The organism is Paraburkholderia gardini, assembly GCF_907164575.1.
GTDB lineage: Bacteria > Pseudomonadota > Gammaproteobacteria > Burkholderiales > Burkholderiaceae > Paraburkholderia > Paraburkholderia gardini.
The window spans coordinates 46,508-61,683 of record NZ_CAJQYY010000021.1; the positions used below are offsets into that span (position 1 = coordinate 46,508).

General features: G+C 59.5%; 15 protein-coding genes. 7 read left to right on the top strand and 8 right to left on the bottom strand.

Annotated features, from left to right (window positions below):
- Positions 1-54: 54 nt before the first annotated feature.
- The gene (locus tag LPA34_RS17930) at positions 55-612 is read right to left on the bottom strand and encodes an NADPH-dependent FMN reductase (protein WP_228980601.1); all 558 of its coding nucleotides are present in this window, start codon (positions 610-612) and stop codon (positions 55-57) included.
- A gap of 357 nt (positions 613-969) precedes the next feature.
- On the opposite strand from LPA34_RS17930, the gene LPA34_RS17935 reads away from it, so the two are divergent.
- The 3 genes from LPA34_RS17935 to LPA34_RS17945 all read left to right on the top strand — a co-directional run bounded on the left by LPA34_RS17935 (position 970) and on the right by LPA34_RS17945 (position 2,523).
- Positions 970-1,176, top strand: a complete 207-nt coding sequence (locus LPA34_RS17935; RefSeq protein WP_228980603.1) for a hypothetical protein — start codon at positions 970-972, stop codon at positions 1,174-1,176.
- A gap of 548 nt (positions 1,177-1,724) precedes the next feature.
- Positions 1,725-2,333: an RNA polymerase factor sigma-70 gene (locus LPA34_RS17940; protein ID WP_228980607.1), complete on the top strand. Its 609-nt coding sequence runs from the start codon at positions 1,725-1,727 to the stop codon at positions 2,331-2,333.
- Positions 2,320-2,523, top strand: coding sequence for a zf-HC2 domain-containing protein (locus LPA34_RS17945; RefSeq protein WP_228980609.1), 204 nt, complete (start codon positions 2,320-2,322; stop codon positions 2,521-2,523). Before LPA34_RS17940 ends, LPA34_RS17945 begins: the two co-directional genes overlap by 14 nt.
- Positions 2,524-2,634: 111 nt before the next feature.
- Here the strand turns inward: LPA34_RS17945 and LPA34_RS17950 are convergent, their stop codons facing one another.
- The gene (locus LPA34_RS17950) at positions 2,635-2,925 is read right to left on the bottom strand and encodes a DUF1272 domain-containing protein (protein WP_228980765.1); all 291 of its coding nucleotides are present in this window, start codon (positions 2,923-2,925) and stop codon (positions 2,635-2,637) included.
- 276 nt (positions 2,926-3,201) lie between these two features.
- A complete protein-coding gene (locus LPA34_RS17955; protein WP_228980611.1) occupies positions 3,202-4,578 on the bottom strand; it encodes a GntT/GntP/DsdX family permease in 1,377 nt (458 codons plus the stop codon).
- A 248-nt stretch (positions 4,579-4,826) separates the two neighbouring features.
- Here LPA34_RS17955 and LPA34_RS17960 point away from each other — a divergent pair, with 248 nt between their 5' ends.
- Positions 4,827-5,792 (top strand): sulfonate ABC transporter substrate-binding protein, encoded by a 966-nt coding sequence (locus LPA34_RS17960; RefSeq protein WP_228980613.1) that lies wholly within the window; start codon positions 4,827-4,829, stop codon positions 5,790-5,792.
- Positions 5,793-5,850: 58 nt separating this feature from the next.
- Here the strand turns inward: LPA34_RS17960 and arsC are convergent, their stop codons facing one another.
- Positions 5,851-6,219 carry an arsenate reductase (glutaredoxin) gene (gene arsC / locus LPA34_RS17965; protein WP_228980615.1) on the bottom strand — a complete coding sequence of 123 codons (369 nt, stop codon included), beginning with the start codon at positions 6,217-6,219 and terminating at the stop codon, positions 5,851-5,853.
- A gap of 912 nt (positions 6,220-7,131) precedes the next feature.
- Between arsC and parA the strand changes: the two genes are divergently transcribed.
- Entirely contained in the window at positions 7,132-7,794 is a 663-nt protein-coding gene (gene parA, locus LPA34_RS17970; RefSeq protein ID WP_228980617.1) for a ParA family partition ATPase, read from the top strand.
- 24 nt (positions 7,795-7,818) lie between these two features.
- Positions 7,819-8,889, top strand: coding sequence for a ParB/RepB/Spo0J family partition protein (locus tag LPA34_RS17975; RefSeq protein WP_228980619.1), 1,071 nt, complete (start codon positions 7,819-7,821; stop codon positions 8,887-8,889).
- A gap of 63 nt (positions 8,890-8,952) precedes the next feature.
- Here the strand turns inward: LPA34_RS17975 and LPA34_RS17980 are convergent, their stop codons facing one another.
- Both LPA34_RS17980 and LPA34_RS17985 read right to left on the bottom strand, forming a co-directional pair.
- Positions 8,953-10,305, bottom strand: coding sequence for a replication initiation protein (locus LPA34_RS17980; protein WP_228980621.1), 1,353 nt, complete (start codon positions 10,303-10,305; stop codon positions 8,953-8,955).
- 617 nt (positions 10,306-10,922) lie between these two features.
- Positions 10,923-11,069, bottom strand: a complete 147-nt coding sequence (locus LPA34_RS17985; protein ID WP_228980625.1) for a hypothetical protein — start codon at positions 11,067-11,069, stop codon at positions 10,923-10,925.
- A 1,073-nt stretch (positions 11,070-12,142) separates the two neighbouring features.
- On the opposite strand from LPA34_RS17985, the gene LPA34_RS17990 reads away from it, so the two are divergent.
- Positions 12,143-13,354: a DNA-binding protein gene (locus tag LPA34_RS17990; RefSeq protein ID WP_228980634.1), complete on the top strand. Its 1,212-nt coding sequence runs from the start codon at positions 12,143-12,145 to the stop codon at positions 13,352-13,354.
- Positions 13,355-13,497: 143 nt separating this feature from the next.
- Here the strand turns inward: LPA34_RS17990 and LPA34_RS17995 are convergent, their stop codons facing one another.
- Positions 13,498-14,532, bottom strand: a complete 1,035-nt coding sequence (locus LPA34_RS17995) for a tyrosine-type recombinase/integrase (protein WP_228980636.1) — start codon at positions 14,530-14,532, stop codon at positions 13,498-13,500.
- Between the two features lie 236 nt (positions 14,533-14,768).
- A complete protein-coding gene (locus LPA34_RS18000) occupies positions 14,769-15,155 on the bottom strand; it encodes a DUF2471 family protein (RefSeq protein WP_228980637.1) in 387 nt (128 codons plus the stop codon).
- Positions 15,156-15,176: the final 21 nt, after the last annotated feature.

Sequence of the window (15,176 nt, forward strand, 5' to 3'; positions counted from 1 at the left end):
CGCTTTTTTGTCGCGTGGTCTCGCGATAACCGGTGAATCGGCGGAGCGGAATGCCTATCGTGTCCCGCCGTGCGTCTTGACCCACGCGACATAGCGATCGACAAACGACTGCAGGAACTTGCGCGTGTCGTCGTTGAGAATCTTGCCGTTTTCGTCGATCGTGGCCGCGTTGTGCTTGATGAACATCTCGGGCTGGCCGAGCGTCGCGACATCGAGATACGCGAGCACGTTGCGCAGATGCTGCTGCGCCAGTGCCGTGCCGGTCGCACCCGGCGAGGTGCCAGCGACCGCGCCCGGCTTGTTGCCCCAGGCGCTGGTTCCCCACGGCCGCGAACCCCAGTCGAGCGCGTTTTTCAGCACTCCGGGAATCGACCGGTTGTACTCGGGCGTGATGAACAGCAAACCGTCGGCCGCCTGAATCTTCTGTTTGAACTCGCGCGCCACCGGGGGGTAATCCGCGTCGTAATCCTGGCTGTACAACGGCAATCCGCCGATATCCACGAAGTCGAACGAAAAATCGGCCGGCGCGAGCGAGATCAACGCCCGGGCCAGTTGCCTGTTCGTCGAATCCCGACGCAAGCTGCCTACGATAACCGCGATCTGATAAGCCATCTTCGTTTCCTCAGGTGGAGCGCGCGCCGCGCGAAAAGGTCTCGATGCTCAATCATAGGCGGTCAGCGGAGCCGATGCCGACAGAAAGGGAAACGTCCTGAGACGCCCACGCCACGGCGTGCGGTGGATAACTCGCAGCGCATCCGAGATATCCACAGTTTCGTTGAACAACCTTGTGGATAAGTGAGCTGCAAACCTTGCCCATCAAGGAAAACGCCCGGCATCTATTTCCGGGCCCCAAAACCGCGGTAAAGACGAAACAGTCCGCAGGCGGGTTGCGTCGTAGAAAAGTGAACCTGTGCAGGCGCGACGGCATCGAATCTCTGTGGTCCGTGGTTTTTTCAAGAGGAGAGAGACATGACATTGAACTACGCAGGCAAGTCACACGATGAAGCCGTTGCAGCACGCAAGCACAAGGAGCAGAAAGCGCAGGAACAGGCCGGCGGCGACATGGCGGTCAAGGGCACCGAGGGCGATGCGGGGCACAGCAGCGGCGAACTCTCGGAGCGCGGCAAGGCGGTGTGGCGGCAGGGATGCGGAATCGACGGTGGCGGCAAGGTGTGACGCGCGTCCGGCATCAGGACCTGTAACAGCGCTCGCGGCGGTGGTCCGGTTTGAGCGCGAGGTTGAAGATCGCGACGCGGATCGGGAAATCATTTGCAAGCCAACTGTCATAAAGCCGCCATTCGCGCGACCAAGGTGAGATGACTGAAAACCGGACCGCTGCCCGCGACACGCCGAATTTTGTCTCGCGACACGGCAAGGTGCGGGAGAATGACGGGCGAACCAGCCCGCGACCGCTCCGGTTGCAGAAGGCATGCTGTGCGTCCGGAGCTGGAGTTCGCTTCGTGCGGTTATGCTGTCGGGCCGCTTCCTGAGCTTGCCCCGCAGTCGAGCCCACGTCGGCACCCATCCGTCATCGCACACGCACACATGAACCCGATTGATTTCGCCGACCGCGACAGCAGCAGTCATGCATTCACACCGACGATCACTGGACAGCGACCACCGTCGCGCATCCCGGGCGCTGCTCCGGCGCGGTCCGATGCCTCGTGCGCATGGGCTACCGGGCGGATTCGCGCGGAAAGCACCGTCCGTCTGGAGTGGCGCGTATGACCGGCCCGATGCGTCCCGCTTTCGACGATCCGGCCTACCTGGCGCAACTGCGCCGCGACCTGCTCCGGTTTGCACGCCTGCAGCTCCGCGATGCCGCCGCAGCGGAAGATGCCGTTCAGGAGGCGCTCACCGCAGCCTGGACGCAGGCCGATCGTTTCGAGGGACAGTCCGGGCACAAGACCTGGGTATTCGGCATCCTGCGTCACAAGCTCGTCGATACGTTGCGCGCGCGACACCGCACCGTGAACCTGTCGGCGCTCGAATCCGAACTCGACGACGAATCCGCGCTCGACCGGGAGCTGTTCAAGGAGAACGGGCACTGGTCGGCACAGGCCAAACCGCGACCGTGGCCGACGCCCGAAACAGCGTTACGTCGGCAGCAGTTCTGGGAACTGTTCGAGATCTGTCTCGACCGTCTGCCGGAAAACATCGGACGCGTGTTCATGATGCGTGAGTTCCTCGAACTGGAGACGGCCGACATCTGCACCGAGCTTCAGATGACGGCAAATCACTGCAGCGTGCTCATCTACCGTGCGCGGCTGCGACTGCGCACCTGCCTCAGCGAGAAAGGCTTTTCCAGCGAGGATATCAATGGGCAAGTGTAAGCACATCACGCGACTGTTATCCGACGCGCTCGACCGCCCGCTGACAGCGGGCGAGTGGGTCGCCATCGGCGTGCATTTGCCGACATGCAGCGGTTGCCGCAACTACCGGCGACATATCAGCCTGCTGCGCGCGGCGTCGCAGGAAATCAACGGCACCGCCAGCAACCCTGAGGCTGGGGACGAGCAATAAGTTTTCTGGTGCTCGTTGGGCGCATTTCGGGTTCGGCTCTGGCGAACTCAGGTTGATGGACGACGGTTCGCCGCGGGTTTGCGCTGCGCGACCCCGGGCAAGCCGGATCGCTCAACGCCTGGACGGTGGTGTTGTGCGATAGCGCTCGAAATACTCCGCATGCGACGCTTCGTCGAGCTTCGCTTCGTGCCGCTCTGTGCGTGCCGGATGTTTCGCCAGCATCGCCTTCGGGCGATTCGGCCGCAACTGAAAATTGCCGCCACAATTCGGACAGACATTGCGTAGCACGCTCAACGCGCAAACTTCACAGAACGTACATTCGTACGTACATATCATTGCGTCGGTTGCGCTGGGCGGCAGGGATTTGCCGCAGCATTCGCAGGATGGTCGCAACTCCAGCATAAAAAGACTCCTGAGCGGAATGGAAAGGGCGTGACGCGCTTCTGCAGATCGCCGGGTTCGTTCGCTGGTGCGCCACATCTTCATGCGGCGCACCTGACGCTGATGCAACCAGTCTAGCGACGCGGCGCCACGCACGGTTGCCACCCAGCAGGCAATTCCTGCCAGCCTGCGGATGGCACGCGCGTGGCGCATCGCAAATCGCGTAACGTTGCTGGTTCGCCGCGCGTTTCGCTTCCATCGTGCAGGGGCGCCATGCTTCGGCGCCGGAACCTCACCTCAGGTCAGCACGCCCCATAGAACAAGCGTCAGGGCCAGTCCGACCACCGAAACAATCGTTTGCAGAATCGACCAGACGAAGACCGTCTGCTTGAGTTGCAGCCCGAAGTACTCGCGCACCATCCAGAAACCCGCGTCGTTCACGTGGCAGAAGAAGACTGAGCCCGCGCCGATCGCAAGCGCCATCAACGAATTGTGCGTCGCGCTCAGGCCAGTGACGACAGGTGCAACGATGCCGGCCGTCGTGGTCGTGGCGACGGTGGCAGAACCGGTTGCCTGACGCAACGCGACGGCGATCAACCAGGCGAGCAGGATGAGCGGAAGATGCGCGCCGACCGCGATCTTGCCAATGGTCGTGCTGATGCCGGCGACGACGAGCGTCTGCTTGAGACCGCCGCCCGCGCCGATGGTCAGAAGCAGCGCGGCAATCGGCGGCAGGCTCTTGCGGAGAATGCCGCCGACGCGCTCACGGGGCATGCCGCGTGACCAGCCCAGTGCGACGATCGCGAAAAGCACGGTAAGGCCCAGCGCCACGAGCGGCTCGCCGAGAAAGTTGAGCGCATCGAAGAGAAACGTCTCCGGCGACAGACCCAGTTTTGCGACCGTGCGGCCCAGCATCAGTATGACCGGCAGCAGGATCGTGATCAGCGAAATCGCAAAGCCGGGCGGCTCCAGCTGGCTGGATTCGGCCGTGAACAGCTTGCCCATCTCCTCAGGCTCGACGACGTGCATGCGCTTCGACAGCCACATGCCGTACAGCGGCCCGGCGAGAATCACAGCGGGAATCGCGACAATCAGTCCCAGCCCCAGCGTGATGCCGAGATCGGCGTGGAGTGCGCTCACGGCGATCAGCGGCCCCGGGTGCGGCGGCAGCAACGCATGCAAGGTTGTCATGCCCGCCAGCGCGGGAATCGCGATGCGCAAGATGGGTTGCTGCGAGCGGCGCGCCATCACGAAGATGATCGGCACCATCATGACGAGCCCGACTTCGAAGAAAAGCGGTAACCCGATAATGATGGCGACGAGCGCCATCATCCATGGCAACAGGCGCGGCGTGGAGTGCTTGAGAATCGTGGAAACGAGCCGGTCGGCCGCGCCCGAATCGGCCATTAGCGCGCCGAGCATCGCGCCCAGTGCAATGATGATACCGACGTCCCCCAGCAACGCGCCGGCGCCCTTGCTAAACGCACTTGCAACTGCTTCGAGCGGCAAACCCGCCGTGAATCCCGCCGCGAACGTGCCGACCAGAATGGACAGAAACGGTGCGAGCTTGAGCGCGCTGATAAAGACAATGATGATCGCGAGGCCCAACACACAGGAAAGAATGAGCTGGGTGTCGTGGGCTGCCCATGGCGCAAGAGTGGTCAATGGATGCAAGGCGTTTCCTGTGTCGGTTGAAGACATTACGTGAGAGGCACAGACGGATTGTAGCGGGCGCTGAAGAACGCGACACCCTGGCCATCCGGACGATACCGGAGTGTCGCGGTTGTCTGTTTCAATCGTTGGCATAGAGGGGCCGCGTGATTTGCTTATGCGAATCCATCAGTTCGCAATTGGCGCGGGGCGTCTTATCGTTGGCCGCAACCGGTCCCTGTTGCGGCCGTCATAACGTCAGAAATCCTCTTATGCCACGAACTTTTATACCGACACGTCGTGCATTCATTGTCGGCGCCGGCGTCGCGCTGGCCGCGTCTGCCCTGCCCGTTTTCGCGGGCACGTCCGCGCGGGAACTGCGCATTGGCTACCAGAAGGCTGCGAGCACGCTCGTGCTGCTCAAGTCGAAGCAAACGCTTGAGAAACGCCTTGCACCGCTCGACGTATCGGTGAAGTGGACCGAGTTTCCGGCGGGCCCGCAGCTACTGGAAGGCCTGAACGTCGGCGCGATCGATTTTGGCTACGTCGGCGAGGCGCCACCTGTTATTGCGCAGGCCGCGGGCGCGAACTTTGTCTACACCGCCTACGAGGTGCCGACACCGCACGCCGAAGGCATCCTTGTCCATCGGGAGGCGCCAATCCACACACTTGCTGATCTGAAGGGCAAGAAAATTGCGTTGAACAAAGGTTCGGACGTGCACTGGTTTCTGGTCGCAGCGCTGCAGAAAGCGGGCGTCCCGTATGCGGACGTACAGCCGGTGTTCCTGCCGCCGGCCGATGCGCGCGCTGCATTCGAGCGCGGCGCGATCGATGCGTGGGCGATCTGGGATCCCTTTCTCGAAGCCGCAAAACAGCAACCAGATGCACGACTGCTTGCGGACGCGAGCGGGATCGTGGATCACCATCAATTCTTCCTGAGCGCGCGGCCGTTCGCTCGGGACAACAGCGATGTGCTCGCCGTCGTGATCGACGAAGTCAACAAGGAAGGCGCCTGGGTCCGTGGCCATTATTCAGAAGCGGCGGCGCAGCTCGCTCCCATTCAGGGCCTCGACGCAAAGGTGATCGAAGCGGGACTCCGACACTACGAACACATCTACAAGCCCGTCGACGCCGCCGTGCTTGCCTCACAACAGCGAATTGCAGACACGTTCGCTGAACTGCATATCATTCCGGCAAAGATCGTGACTCAGGATGCCGTGCTCGGCGCGAAAGGATAAGCGCGCCATCACGCTTATTCTTTTGTTTGAGTCGATGTTTTATCGCAACCGTTGCTGATCAATCCGCGCTGGTAAACAGCGCGGAGATGTTCTCGGGCGGGCGGCCAATGACCGCCCGTCCATTTCGCACGACAATCGGGCGTTGTAGCAGGATCGGGTTCGCCACAATTGCTTCGTATAACTGATCATCCGTCAACTCGGGAGCAGCGAGACCTAACGCCGTGTATTCCTTTTCCGTATCGCGCATCATCTCGCGTACGGAACAACCCAACATGCGGTTGAGCTCTTTCAGTTGGGCAACCGAAGGCGGGGTCTTCAGATATTCGATGATTTCCACTGGTTCATTTTTCGGATTGAAGGCGTTTGCGACGAGATCGCAAGCGCCTCTCGATTTCGAGCAGCGAGTGTTGTGATAGATCGTGATCATGGTTTGAAGTGCCTGCGGGTCGTTGAGCAACCGGAAGTGTACCGATTCCGCCCGATTTAGGCGGCCACGGTTCCTGGGATGACGACCGGATGGATCGACGTTCGATGTGAATTCTGCGCGGCTTGCTTACGCCGCCGTGCTTTAGACGTGGGTGGGCGTCGAGTGTCGATTTGCTGGCCGATCGACGGCCGTGGGTCGTTCGCGGTTTATATCGTCCTGTTGTCGAAGCGCTGGTTGCCACATCAAAGACGACGGGTGAATACGGGTTACGGCCCGAATCGAAGCCCTTTCGCTGAACGTGAGGTACGTCTCCCACAGCGAGCAGTTCCGGTGCCAATCGTGCCAGCCAGAAGACCGGGGATTGACGCATTCCCAACCGTCACATTAAGCCGCCTTTTTAGCGGTTCACCATCGATGCATGCCTCGCGGCCAAGGCACTCGATGCACTCGCAATCACGCGGCCCGCTCTCTGGTTTCGCAGCTTGACGACTGTATTACCGGCAGCGGACAAATCTGTCCGTCTTGATCCCATTCCACGATAACGATTCATTGACCTCTGGTTTATGCGCATAAACGCCAGTCTGATTGTTGAGACCTGCGGGGATGCCGTGTGCAGATCAGGGTGGGTACGCGTTTGTGAGAGAGACGTTGGTACATCCGCAACGTCTCCTCAAAATGGCGAACCGCATCGCCACAAAATAAATAACCGCAGTACGTCTCGGCCAAAAACCCAGCCTCCGGCCAACGAAATGTCGAAAGTCGTGGTTGCCGTGACCCATCAGCCCGCAGGAGCCCGTTTATGCGCATAAACCTTGGCCGAATAGCTAATTCGTCGCGTCTGAACTACGAAAATCATTGAAATCGAAATTCATCACGGTAAAATCCATCAGCGTCTAAAAATGAGGTGAAGAATTGGCAGCTGAAATCATCGCGGTCACGCAACAAAAAGGCGGAGTCGGGAAGAGCACTATCGCCATGCATCTCGGCGCTGCCTTCCATGAAAAAGGTAAGCGCGTCCTCGTTGTAGACGCCGATGGCCAGAACACCCTCGTTCACTGGGCAAGCGCATCGTCTGAAGGAGAATCGGGAATTCCGTTTCCCGTCGTCAATCTCTCTGAAGCTGGCGGCCAGATCCATCGCGAGATCAAGAAATTCGTCGGCGACTACGACATCATTGTTGTCGACTGTCCGCCGTCCATTACCGAAAAAGTCTCTGGCGTCGTTCTGCTCGCAGCGACGGTCGCCGTCATTCCTACCTCATCATCGCCCGCCGACTATTGGTCAAGCGTCGGTCTCGTCAAACTCATTCAGCAGGCTCAGGCCATGAATGAGGACCTTCGCGCAGTCTTCCTGCTCAACAAGACTGAAGAGAAGCGCATGCTGACCCGCGAACTGAAACGGGCCCTCGAAGAACTCGGATTTCCGCTGCTCAAAACCCAGATTCCGACCCGAGAAGCCTATAAACAGGCAATGGCACTGGGGCAGACCGTCCTGCAGATGAATGACCGCGGCGCCAAACTCGCCAGCCTTGAAATACGGGCGTGCGCGAACGAGATCGCCGCCTTGCTCCCCTGAATTTATGCGCATAAAGGACCCTGAATGAAACCCTCTCAATTCGCTAAAGGCTTCCAGGCGCGCCCTGATACGACCAGCAGTGAAAAACGCACCGCGCTCGACCGACTCAACGCTATCGATGGCCTTGTTCAGCGTAGCGATGCGAAGTCAGCCGACGTGCCGGGACGCTCCAGCCAGTCCGACGTCGCGGTTGTGCCGATGATGGAAGAACCAGCACTGTCACAAGCTGGGAGCGAATCGGCTGAGTACCACGCCTGGCGCATCGAACATGGATACCGTTCTGGCCAGGTCATTGAGCTTGCACTGAAAACGATCAAGCCGAGTCCGTTCAATCCACGTCATTTCTATTTGAAATCATCGATTGCCGAACTCGCAGTCAATCTGGCAAAGCAGGGGCAACAACAGGCGATCCATGTCATCCCTGACTATGACAATCCTGGCAGTTATTTCGTCAGCGATGGCGGCCGCCGCGTTCGGGCGTTGAAAGAGGCGAACAAGGATTTCGTCAAGGCGATCGTCATCGATCTGCCGATCGGTATCCAGAGCTACAAACTCGGCTACGACCTCAACGTTCAGCGTGATTCGCAGACTGTCTTTGATAACGCCGTCGTCTGGAAGCGTTTTCTAGATGACAAACATTTTCAAAGCCAGAAAGAACTCGCCGAACATCTCGGTCTCGATGAATCCACTGTGGCCGTCGCGCTGTCAATCGCGAAGTTGCCCGAAGCAGTCATGCATGAGATGGTCGCCCGGCCAGACCGCTTTGGTTCGAACATGGCCTATCAGGTTGGCCGGTACCACAGTGCGCGCGGCGCTGACGCCACGCTGCGCCTGATCAACAAGATTCTTTCAGATGATCTGAGCACGCGGCAAGTCGCGGACATCGTTAAAGGCCGGGCCACGGCGCAGGAAAGCGCGAAGCCGACAGGACGCCAGCGCTACGCCCAGCGACTCGATATCAAACTCGACGGAATGACGGTCGGAGACCTGAAATCATACGGTGATGACCGTCTGGAGCTCAGGTTGCGCGGGCTGACGCGTGAAAAGCGCGACGACATCCTGAAGCAGATCGAACAGATGTTGCTGCCGAAGTAAACCTCGATCCGACCGAGGCTGCCTGCCATTACAGCGGGCAGCCCTCATTGGCAAACCGCCGGATCAGGCAGCGCGGGACTGGCTCAGCGTGAAGGCGAGCAGATCACCATCGGTGGGATCGCCCCATGTCTTGCGGGCCAGCCAGTCAAAGAATGCGGTCTCGGCCAGCTTCGAATCCAGGCCGCGACGACGCCAGTCATCACGCATATGCGCGCCCAGCGACGGCAGTTCGTCTTCCTCGAAAGACTGCCGCGCCACATCCCGCTCCGACTCACCCTGCTCGTCATACAGTGCGCGCGCTTCCTTGCGACGGTAGGCGGAGTATTCGCCCAGCAGGCGCGCCTTCAGGTCATCCGCCGGCACGGCCGCGGTGATGCCCTTCACGCCATCCACCGAAGGCAGCACTTCGACTGGCGGAGCGTAGCCCTTCTTCAACGCGTCCTTGAAGAGCGCCGGGGCGCTGCGTACGGGCGGCAACGTCGTGCTGCGCATGCGCTGCTCGGTCATCTGCAGGGCCGCACGAATCCGGTTCTCCTCGCTATCGGCGTAAAGCGTCTGCGCCTCTTTTAGCGGAATGCCGATCTTCACCATCCGGTCGACGAGCGTGCTGTCGAAGACATTCGGATGTTCGTCAAGCGCGAGCATCGGTTGCTTGCGTTCCGTGACACGAAACTGGATCTCCCCGACGCGTCGACCTTCCCGATGCTCGATCAGCTCGACGAAGATGTTGGTCACGGCATTCACTTCGGCAATCGCGGGGCGCAGATAATCGCGCTTGAAGTATTTGTATTCGCGCTTCGCTTCGTCACCGGCTTCCGTATCCGGCGTGCCCGACAGAATCGGGCGCCACCATTCCCACGCCTCGCGCATCGTGAGATGGCTCGGGTTCGTCAGATAACGCACGCAGATTTCATAGAGCGCGAGACCTGCGCTGCTGCGCAACTGGCTCTGGAACTGCAGGCTCAGCCGCGCGTACTGCACTGGATCGAGCAGCTTCTTCTTGATTTTCGGCGCAAACGAGAATTCGACCCACACGCGCCGCGTGGCCGGATCCTCGAGAATTTCGGCGTCCGCAATCAGCGTGGAAATACCCCACTTGCGGCCCGGCTTCTGGCTCGAGGTACCTGTGCTCCATTCCACCTGCACCGACACCATCCGTCGCAGATGCTCTTTGACCAGTGCCGTATCGTTCGAATCAAACGCGGAATTCGCGACGATGTCGGACAATAATGCGCGATAGGTATCGCCAGATTCGTCTGCCTGCTGAGCCACGGCTAGCAGCACATTGAACAGCTTCCGGGTAAGCAGGGTGATCTTGCCGCTCTTGGGCTGAATGGCAATGGCCTCAACGGCCTTGCGCAATTCCGCGGAGCTCGGGCTCACCACATCAGTCTTCTTCGCGCGCTTCGTGGCCATGCGTCGGGTCGAGGAGGGATTTGGCGAAAGCATACCGGCTGCGGTGAAGCACGTCTATAGCGCGCATCTCACCATTGCCGGTGAAGTGTGTTTACGAACCGCACCTCACCTCGAAACGTTCCCGTAAGTCCTCACCGCAGCCCGAATGCACCCAGGGCAGCAAGCGTTGTCCGTCGCCGGATCCCGAAATTCACTCCGTTTTTGGCCTTCCACTCGCCGCAATTTCAGCTCCCGTATCGGCTCACCGGTCAATATCGTCGGAATTTTACGACGCAGGCGCGAAAACTGGTCGTGAACGTCAGGTTTTCGCGTTTCGCATCACAAAAGTCAGCTGGACCGTCCCACGTTCGGCCATTTTCATCCTCGGTCGCCAGGATCGCCGGAGGTTTTTGCATTCCATACTCTTCAGAGTGTCTCGAATCCGGCTGAATCGATCGATGGCGGCAGGAAAGGTCCCGAAAAGCCTCACCTTTGACGTGCGCGAGGCCCCGTTTGCACGGGATTCCCGGCCAGCAGGCTGTCCAGATGACCGTTTTCCCTCCCGAAAAAGCTCACCAAAGGCGCAAGATCGACACCGGACGAGGTTAACAACGAGAGGTCCTGAAAAACCTCACCTTTCAGCGGCCATGGAAAAATACCCAATCGTTACCGGCACTTACCTTCGATTCGTCAACCGGTATCTTCACTCGATCACGCTCCCGGAAATACTCACCGGAAGGCCAGACCCAAGCTTCGGGTACGCAGGGCAGAAGAAAATCATCCATCTCCTGCATTTCCTCACCTTTGCATCGTGAGCAACCTGAAAGAGACACTCACTGACCAACGTCAGCGCAGTGTTTCCGGTAAGTGACTGCAAACTTGCTCCCGAAAAGCATCACCAGACCAGAATGCCCCCCCCAATCTGGTTCCTGAAAAGCCTCACCATTGTCACCCGGCCCATAAGACCATCGGGTTCAGCATTTTTTCTGACATATCTCCCGAATCTCCTCACCTTTACCCGTTCCGACCGTCATTGATACCTGAAATCCCGCGTCGATCCAGCGCTGACCGTCACTACACCTCCCGTAAAGACTCACCGCAAGGCCGTGGGCCGCCCAAAACCGGCGCGTTTCGGCGGCCAATCCCTGAAAACCCTCACCTTCGCATGCCGTTCTGTCCCGTTATGTCTCACCACCAGCCTTTTTCGACTCGAAAATCAGGCAAAACGAAGAGGCGATGCGCGTCCCGCAAGCACTCACCACTGCTTCTGGGCTCCCGGCATCCTGTTTTCAGGTCGTTATGGGCGTTCCGGCCGGTCTGCTCCCGAAGAAACTCACCTATAGAAATGGCCTGCCTGACGCACAGCTCCCGAAGCCACTCACTCACTGTCCTGAACCCTCTCACCCGTATCCCTGAACCCCATCACCGTCACCTCCCGGGATCGCTCACCAACTGTCCCGCAAAGCCTCACCTCACCGCCCGCAAACCCTTACCTGGTATAGCTTTGCCATGGCGTTAACGTTTTTAACCTAGGTTCAAGGGTGTTTACTTCTATTACTCTCAACGAAGATCCGCGGTGCCGTCAGGAACAACACCGGACATCAAAACCGCCCCGCGTCATCCCGCTTCGTGAAACAGCCCCGATTTTTTGGCAAAGGCAGAATCTTCTTTATTTACAGATGCTTATTGACTATTCTTCGATTTGTTTCACGGTAAATCTTCGATGTTGAGCTATACACGCGGTAAAGGCGACCCTTGACGCACTGTTTACCTGTCAAGCAAGTCAGGAACTGAAATTTGTATCGTTTACTACGTAAATTGTTATGATTAGCTGGATCGTCGTTCCATTGAGGCATGAATGAATTCAGATGAAGAACGCCAGGCCATTCGCCAGGAACTTGAACAGATGCGGGCAAACGGGGCGCGCCGTCAGGAACTGTCGCTTCATGCCTGCAAGCGACTCTTTTTCGACCTGGGTATCCGCCCTTCAATGGCGACCGTGCGTGAGCTAACCCAGACGGGCAGCGCGAGTGACATTCCAAAAGACATCGACAGTTTCTGGGAACGTATTCGAAGTGCATCGAAGGTGCGCGTCGGTGCGGGCGTAATACCGAAAGCGCTTGAAGACCGCGCTGGCGAACTGTTGGGTGAGCTGTTCCAGGCGGCAATGACACACGCGCGCTCAACGCTCGACGAAGACCGAGCGACGATGCAACACCAGGTCGAAGTCGCCGAGCAAAAAGCGCGCGAGGCGGAAATTCGCTTTGACGCGTCGGAGGAAGCGATCGAGCGTGCGGAAATACGCGCTGATGCCGCATGGAACCGGATCCGCGAACTGGAAACGGAACTCGCTGCCGTGAATTCCCACGGATCGGCGCATCAGGAAAGTCTGCAGGCAATGGTCCGACGTCTCGAAGCGGAAACCGAAGCGCTTCGCAAGCGCCTCGATACCGAGCAGACCACCAACGCTGGATTACGCGACCGGATGGATGCCCTGCACGCGGATATGCGGCAAAGCACCGAACATTATGCACAGCAGATCAAGGACGCCGTCGCCGAAGCCGAACGTCGGGTAAAACCGATGCTGGTCGAGCTCGACTCGCTGCGCAGCATGGCGGCGACGTACCAGTCCGGCGTACGTGACGCGAGCCGCAAGGAATTCGATTTCATTCAGCAGATCGCTTCGTCGAAGGCCCGCGGCGACCGGCTGGACGCACAGGTTCGCGAGCAGTCAGATGAGATCGATGCACTGAGCAAGGAAGTGACTGCCTTGCGTTCGCACGAAGGTATCGATCCTGCCATTGCCGGTTTGCTGTGCGCGCTGGCTGGCGCCGGGCGCCTGACGCCTGACGAGCTAAGCGCGATCGGAACCCTCGCCGACGCTCAGGTCGCCCTTCCGCTTCACTGCCCGAAATGCGGGGATGGCGAACCGGAGTTGTCGCAGGTGGATCACCGCTTCGAACTGCAGTGTCCGGAATGCGAGCATTCGTCGGGCATGGGCGACTCCAGACTTCAGGCGGTGGCGCGGTTTCTGTCCGCCAGGACCGTTTCCGCTTCGACGGCAAACTAGAAAACGAATCGGGCAACAAAACACAAACACCCGGCCAGTCGAGCCGCGATCGACGTGCGATAAAGGTGAGCCATTTCGGGAGCCTGTGGGTGAGCCCTTTCGGGATCAGGAATCGGCGCCCGCCCGGCTGGCGGGCATGATCGCTAGATAGAACGCGTTGATGAGGCTGGATCTGGAATGTCGCTCGCCGGTGCGTCCTGCAGGTTCATCCAGTTTTGCCACGCGCGGTGCAGCCGGTTCGAAGAGACGGGCTGCATGAATCCAAGCCACTGACCCACGAGTTCCGGCTCAACACCGGCTTCGAACAGATCTGCCGCGTAGGTATTGCGCAACGTATGCGGACTGGCGCGTGTTGTACGTGCGTCCGAAATGCCCGCGGCATCGATCAGCGCATCGACCGATCGCAACATCGTCGCCTTGTGCATCGGCCGTCCCGAAGGCGAAGCCGGAAACACAAGATTGCCGGCCAGTTCGGAAAGACGCCGCTCGGCAAGCCATGCATCCATGACGGCCACGGCGAACGGCGAGAGCCGGGCGCGTCGCGTGAAGGCAGGATTGGCGGCTTCGACCAGAACCCAGGGCGAGCCTGGATTCACGCAACTAATGGTTAGCGTTCGCGCTTCGCCGGTCTTGAGTCCGCCACCGAGAAAAACCGCGATCAAGGCGCGATCGCGACGCTCACGCCATCGGGCCGCAGCGGAGAGATCGGCGAGCGGCGAGAACAGATGTGCAACCAGAAGCGATCGTTCGACCGAAGCGAGAAATCCGGTTGGTTCATTGTCGCGGGCGTTGCGCCATGCGGCGTCTCCATCCTGGGCAATAAAGCGCGCGGGGTTGGTCGATGCCAGCTCGATTTCGCGGACGTGATCGAGCACACGCTCAATCAGCCTTAAATATCGGGCACGTTGCGGTTTGCGGATATCGAGACCAGCGACGAAATCGGCGATGGTATGCATGTCGACGGTTGAAAGACTTTTGCGACGAACCTTCAACCAGTCGAGAAACAGTCCCCATTGCGCACGATACACATCGGCCGAAGAGCGGCGGAACTGCTGACCCGCGAGCCAGGCGTCGAACGCGATGCGAGGATCGCGTCGCCAGTCTTCGCGTTGCTGGTCGAACAGATCGGTACTGGCCGGTTGCCGTCGTGGTTGCGATGAAGGAGGCGAAGCGACCATGATTGAATATCCGTTAGTTGCGTGAAGTGTAGGGCATTCATATGGCGTTTTCCAGACGCGAAGCGCAAGGTCAACACGCTATCGGTCCCAGGCTCACAGATCTTCGGGCGCCTTCAGCGCACAAATACGGATAAAAAGACATCGCTTCTGAGGCACGCTTTCCGCGATGCGTCGCCCCCCGATGCGCACCGCGCCTGCTGACCTCCAATGCAACCATAACGGACGAGACCCTTCGCCTAGCCGCCCCAGGCGCGGGGGCGCATTGCCGCCGCCCGCTTTCCAGCAGACTGCATCGAGGCGACGTGCGCCTTCTCATAAGCATTGACCGCAAAGGCGAATACCGCTGGCAACGCGTTCGATGCGCCGAAATCCACCGTATCGTCGGTTTCCGGGTATGGCAGGTTATCCGGCCGCTGGAACAGCACGAGCAAAAATGCGTCGTGGCGGCTCGCGAAGCCCAGATCGGCCAGCGCCTCCGCTTCGATTGCATGCAGCAGCCGCCACGTCAGCGGTACCTGCTGCGCGATATATCGCTCTGCGATGTGACGCACGATGTGTTCGAGATCGCGCGCGGCCGCCTGGAAGCGCAGCGCGGCAAGGTCATGCTCGTTCGGGTGGTTCATTCTGGGCTCCGGTCAATCTGC

What these genes read in the sequence shown, in the direction of transcription:
- LPA34_RS17930 (WP_228980601.1), bottom strand. Translation starts at nt 612, where the DNA reads ATGGCTTATCAGATCGCGGTTATCGTAGGCAGCTTGCGTCGGGATTCG.
- LPA34_RS17935 (WP_228980603.1), top strand. Translation starts at nt 970, where the DNA reads ATGACATTGAACTACGCAGGCAAGTCACACGATGAAGCCGTTGCAGCA.
- LPA34_RS17940 (WP_228980607.1), top strand. Translation starts at nt 1,725, where the DNA reads ATGACCGGCCCGATGCGTCCCGCTTTCGACGATCCGGCCTACCTGGCG.
- LPA34_RS17945 (WP_228980609.1), top strand. Translation starts at nt 2,320, where the DNA reads ATGGGCAAGTGTAAGCACATCACGCGACTGTTATCCGACGCGCTCGAC.
- LPA34_RS17950 (WP_228980765.1), bottom strand. Translation starts at nt 2,925, where the DNA reads ATGCTGGAGTTGCGACCATCCTGCGAATGCTGCGGCAAATCCCTGCCG.
- LPA34_RS17960 (WP_228980613.1), top strand. Translation starts at nt 4,827, where the DNA reads ATGCCACGAACTTTTATACCGACACGTCGTGCATTCATTGTCGGCGCC.
- arsC (WP_228980615.1), bottom strand. Translation starts at nt 6,219, where the DNA reads ATGATCACGATCTATCACAACACTCGCTGCTCGAAATCGAGAGGCGCT.
- LPA34_RS17975 (WP_228980619.1), top strand. Translation starts at nt 7,819, where the DNA reads ATGAAACCCTCTCAATTCGCTAAAGGCTTCCAGGCGCGCCCTGATACG.
- LPA34_RS17980 (WP_228980621.1), bottom strand. Translation starts at nt 10,305, where the DNA reads ATGGCCACGAAGCGCGCGAAGAAGACTGATGTGGTGAGCCCGAGCTCC.
- LPA34_RS17985 (WP_228980625.1), bottom strand. Translation starts at nt 11,069, where the DNA reads ATGGATGATTTTCTTCTGCCCTGCGTACCCGAAGCTTGGGTCTGGCCT.
- LPA34_RS17990 (WP_228980634.1), top strand. Translation starts at nt 12,143, where the DNA reads ATGAATTCAGATGAAGAACGCCAGGCCATTCGCCAGGAACTTGAACAG.
- LPA34_RS17995 (WP_228980636.1), bottom strand. Translation starts at nt 14,532, where the DNA reads ATGGTCGCTTCGCCTCCTTCATCGCAACCACGACGGCAACCGGCCAGT.
- LPA34_RS18000 (WP_228980637.1), bottom strand. Translation starts at nt 15,155, where the DNA reads ATGAACCACCCGAACGAGCATGACCTTGCCGCGCTGCGCTTCCAGGCG.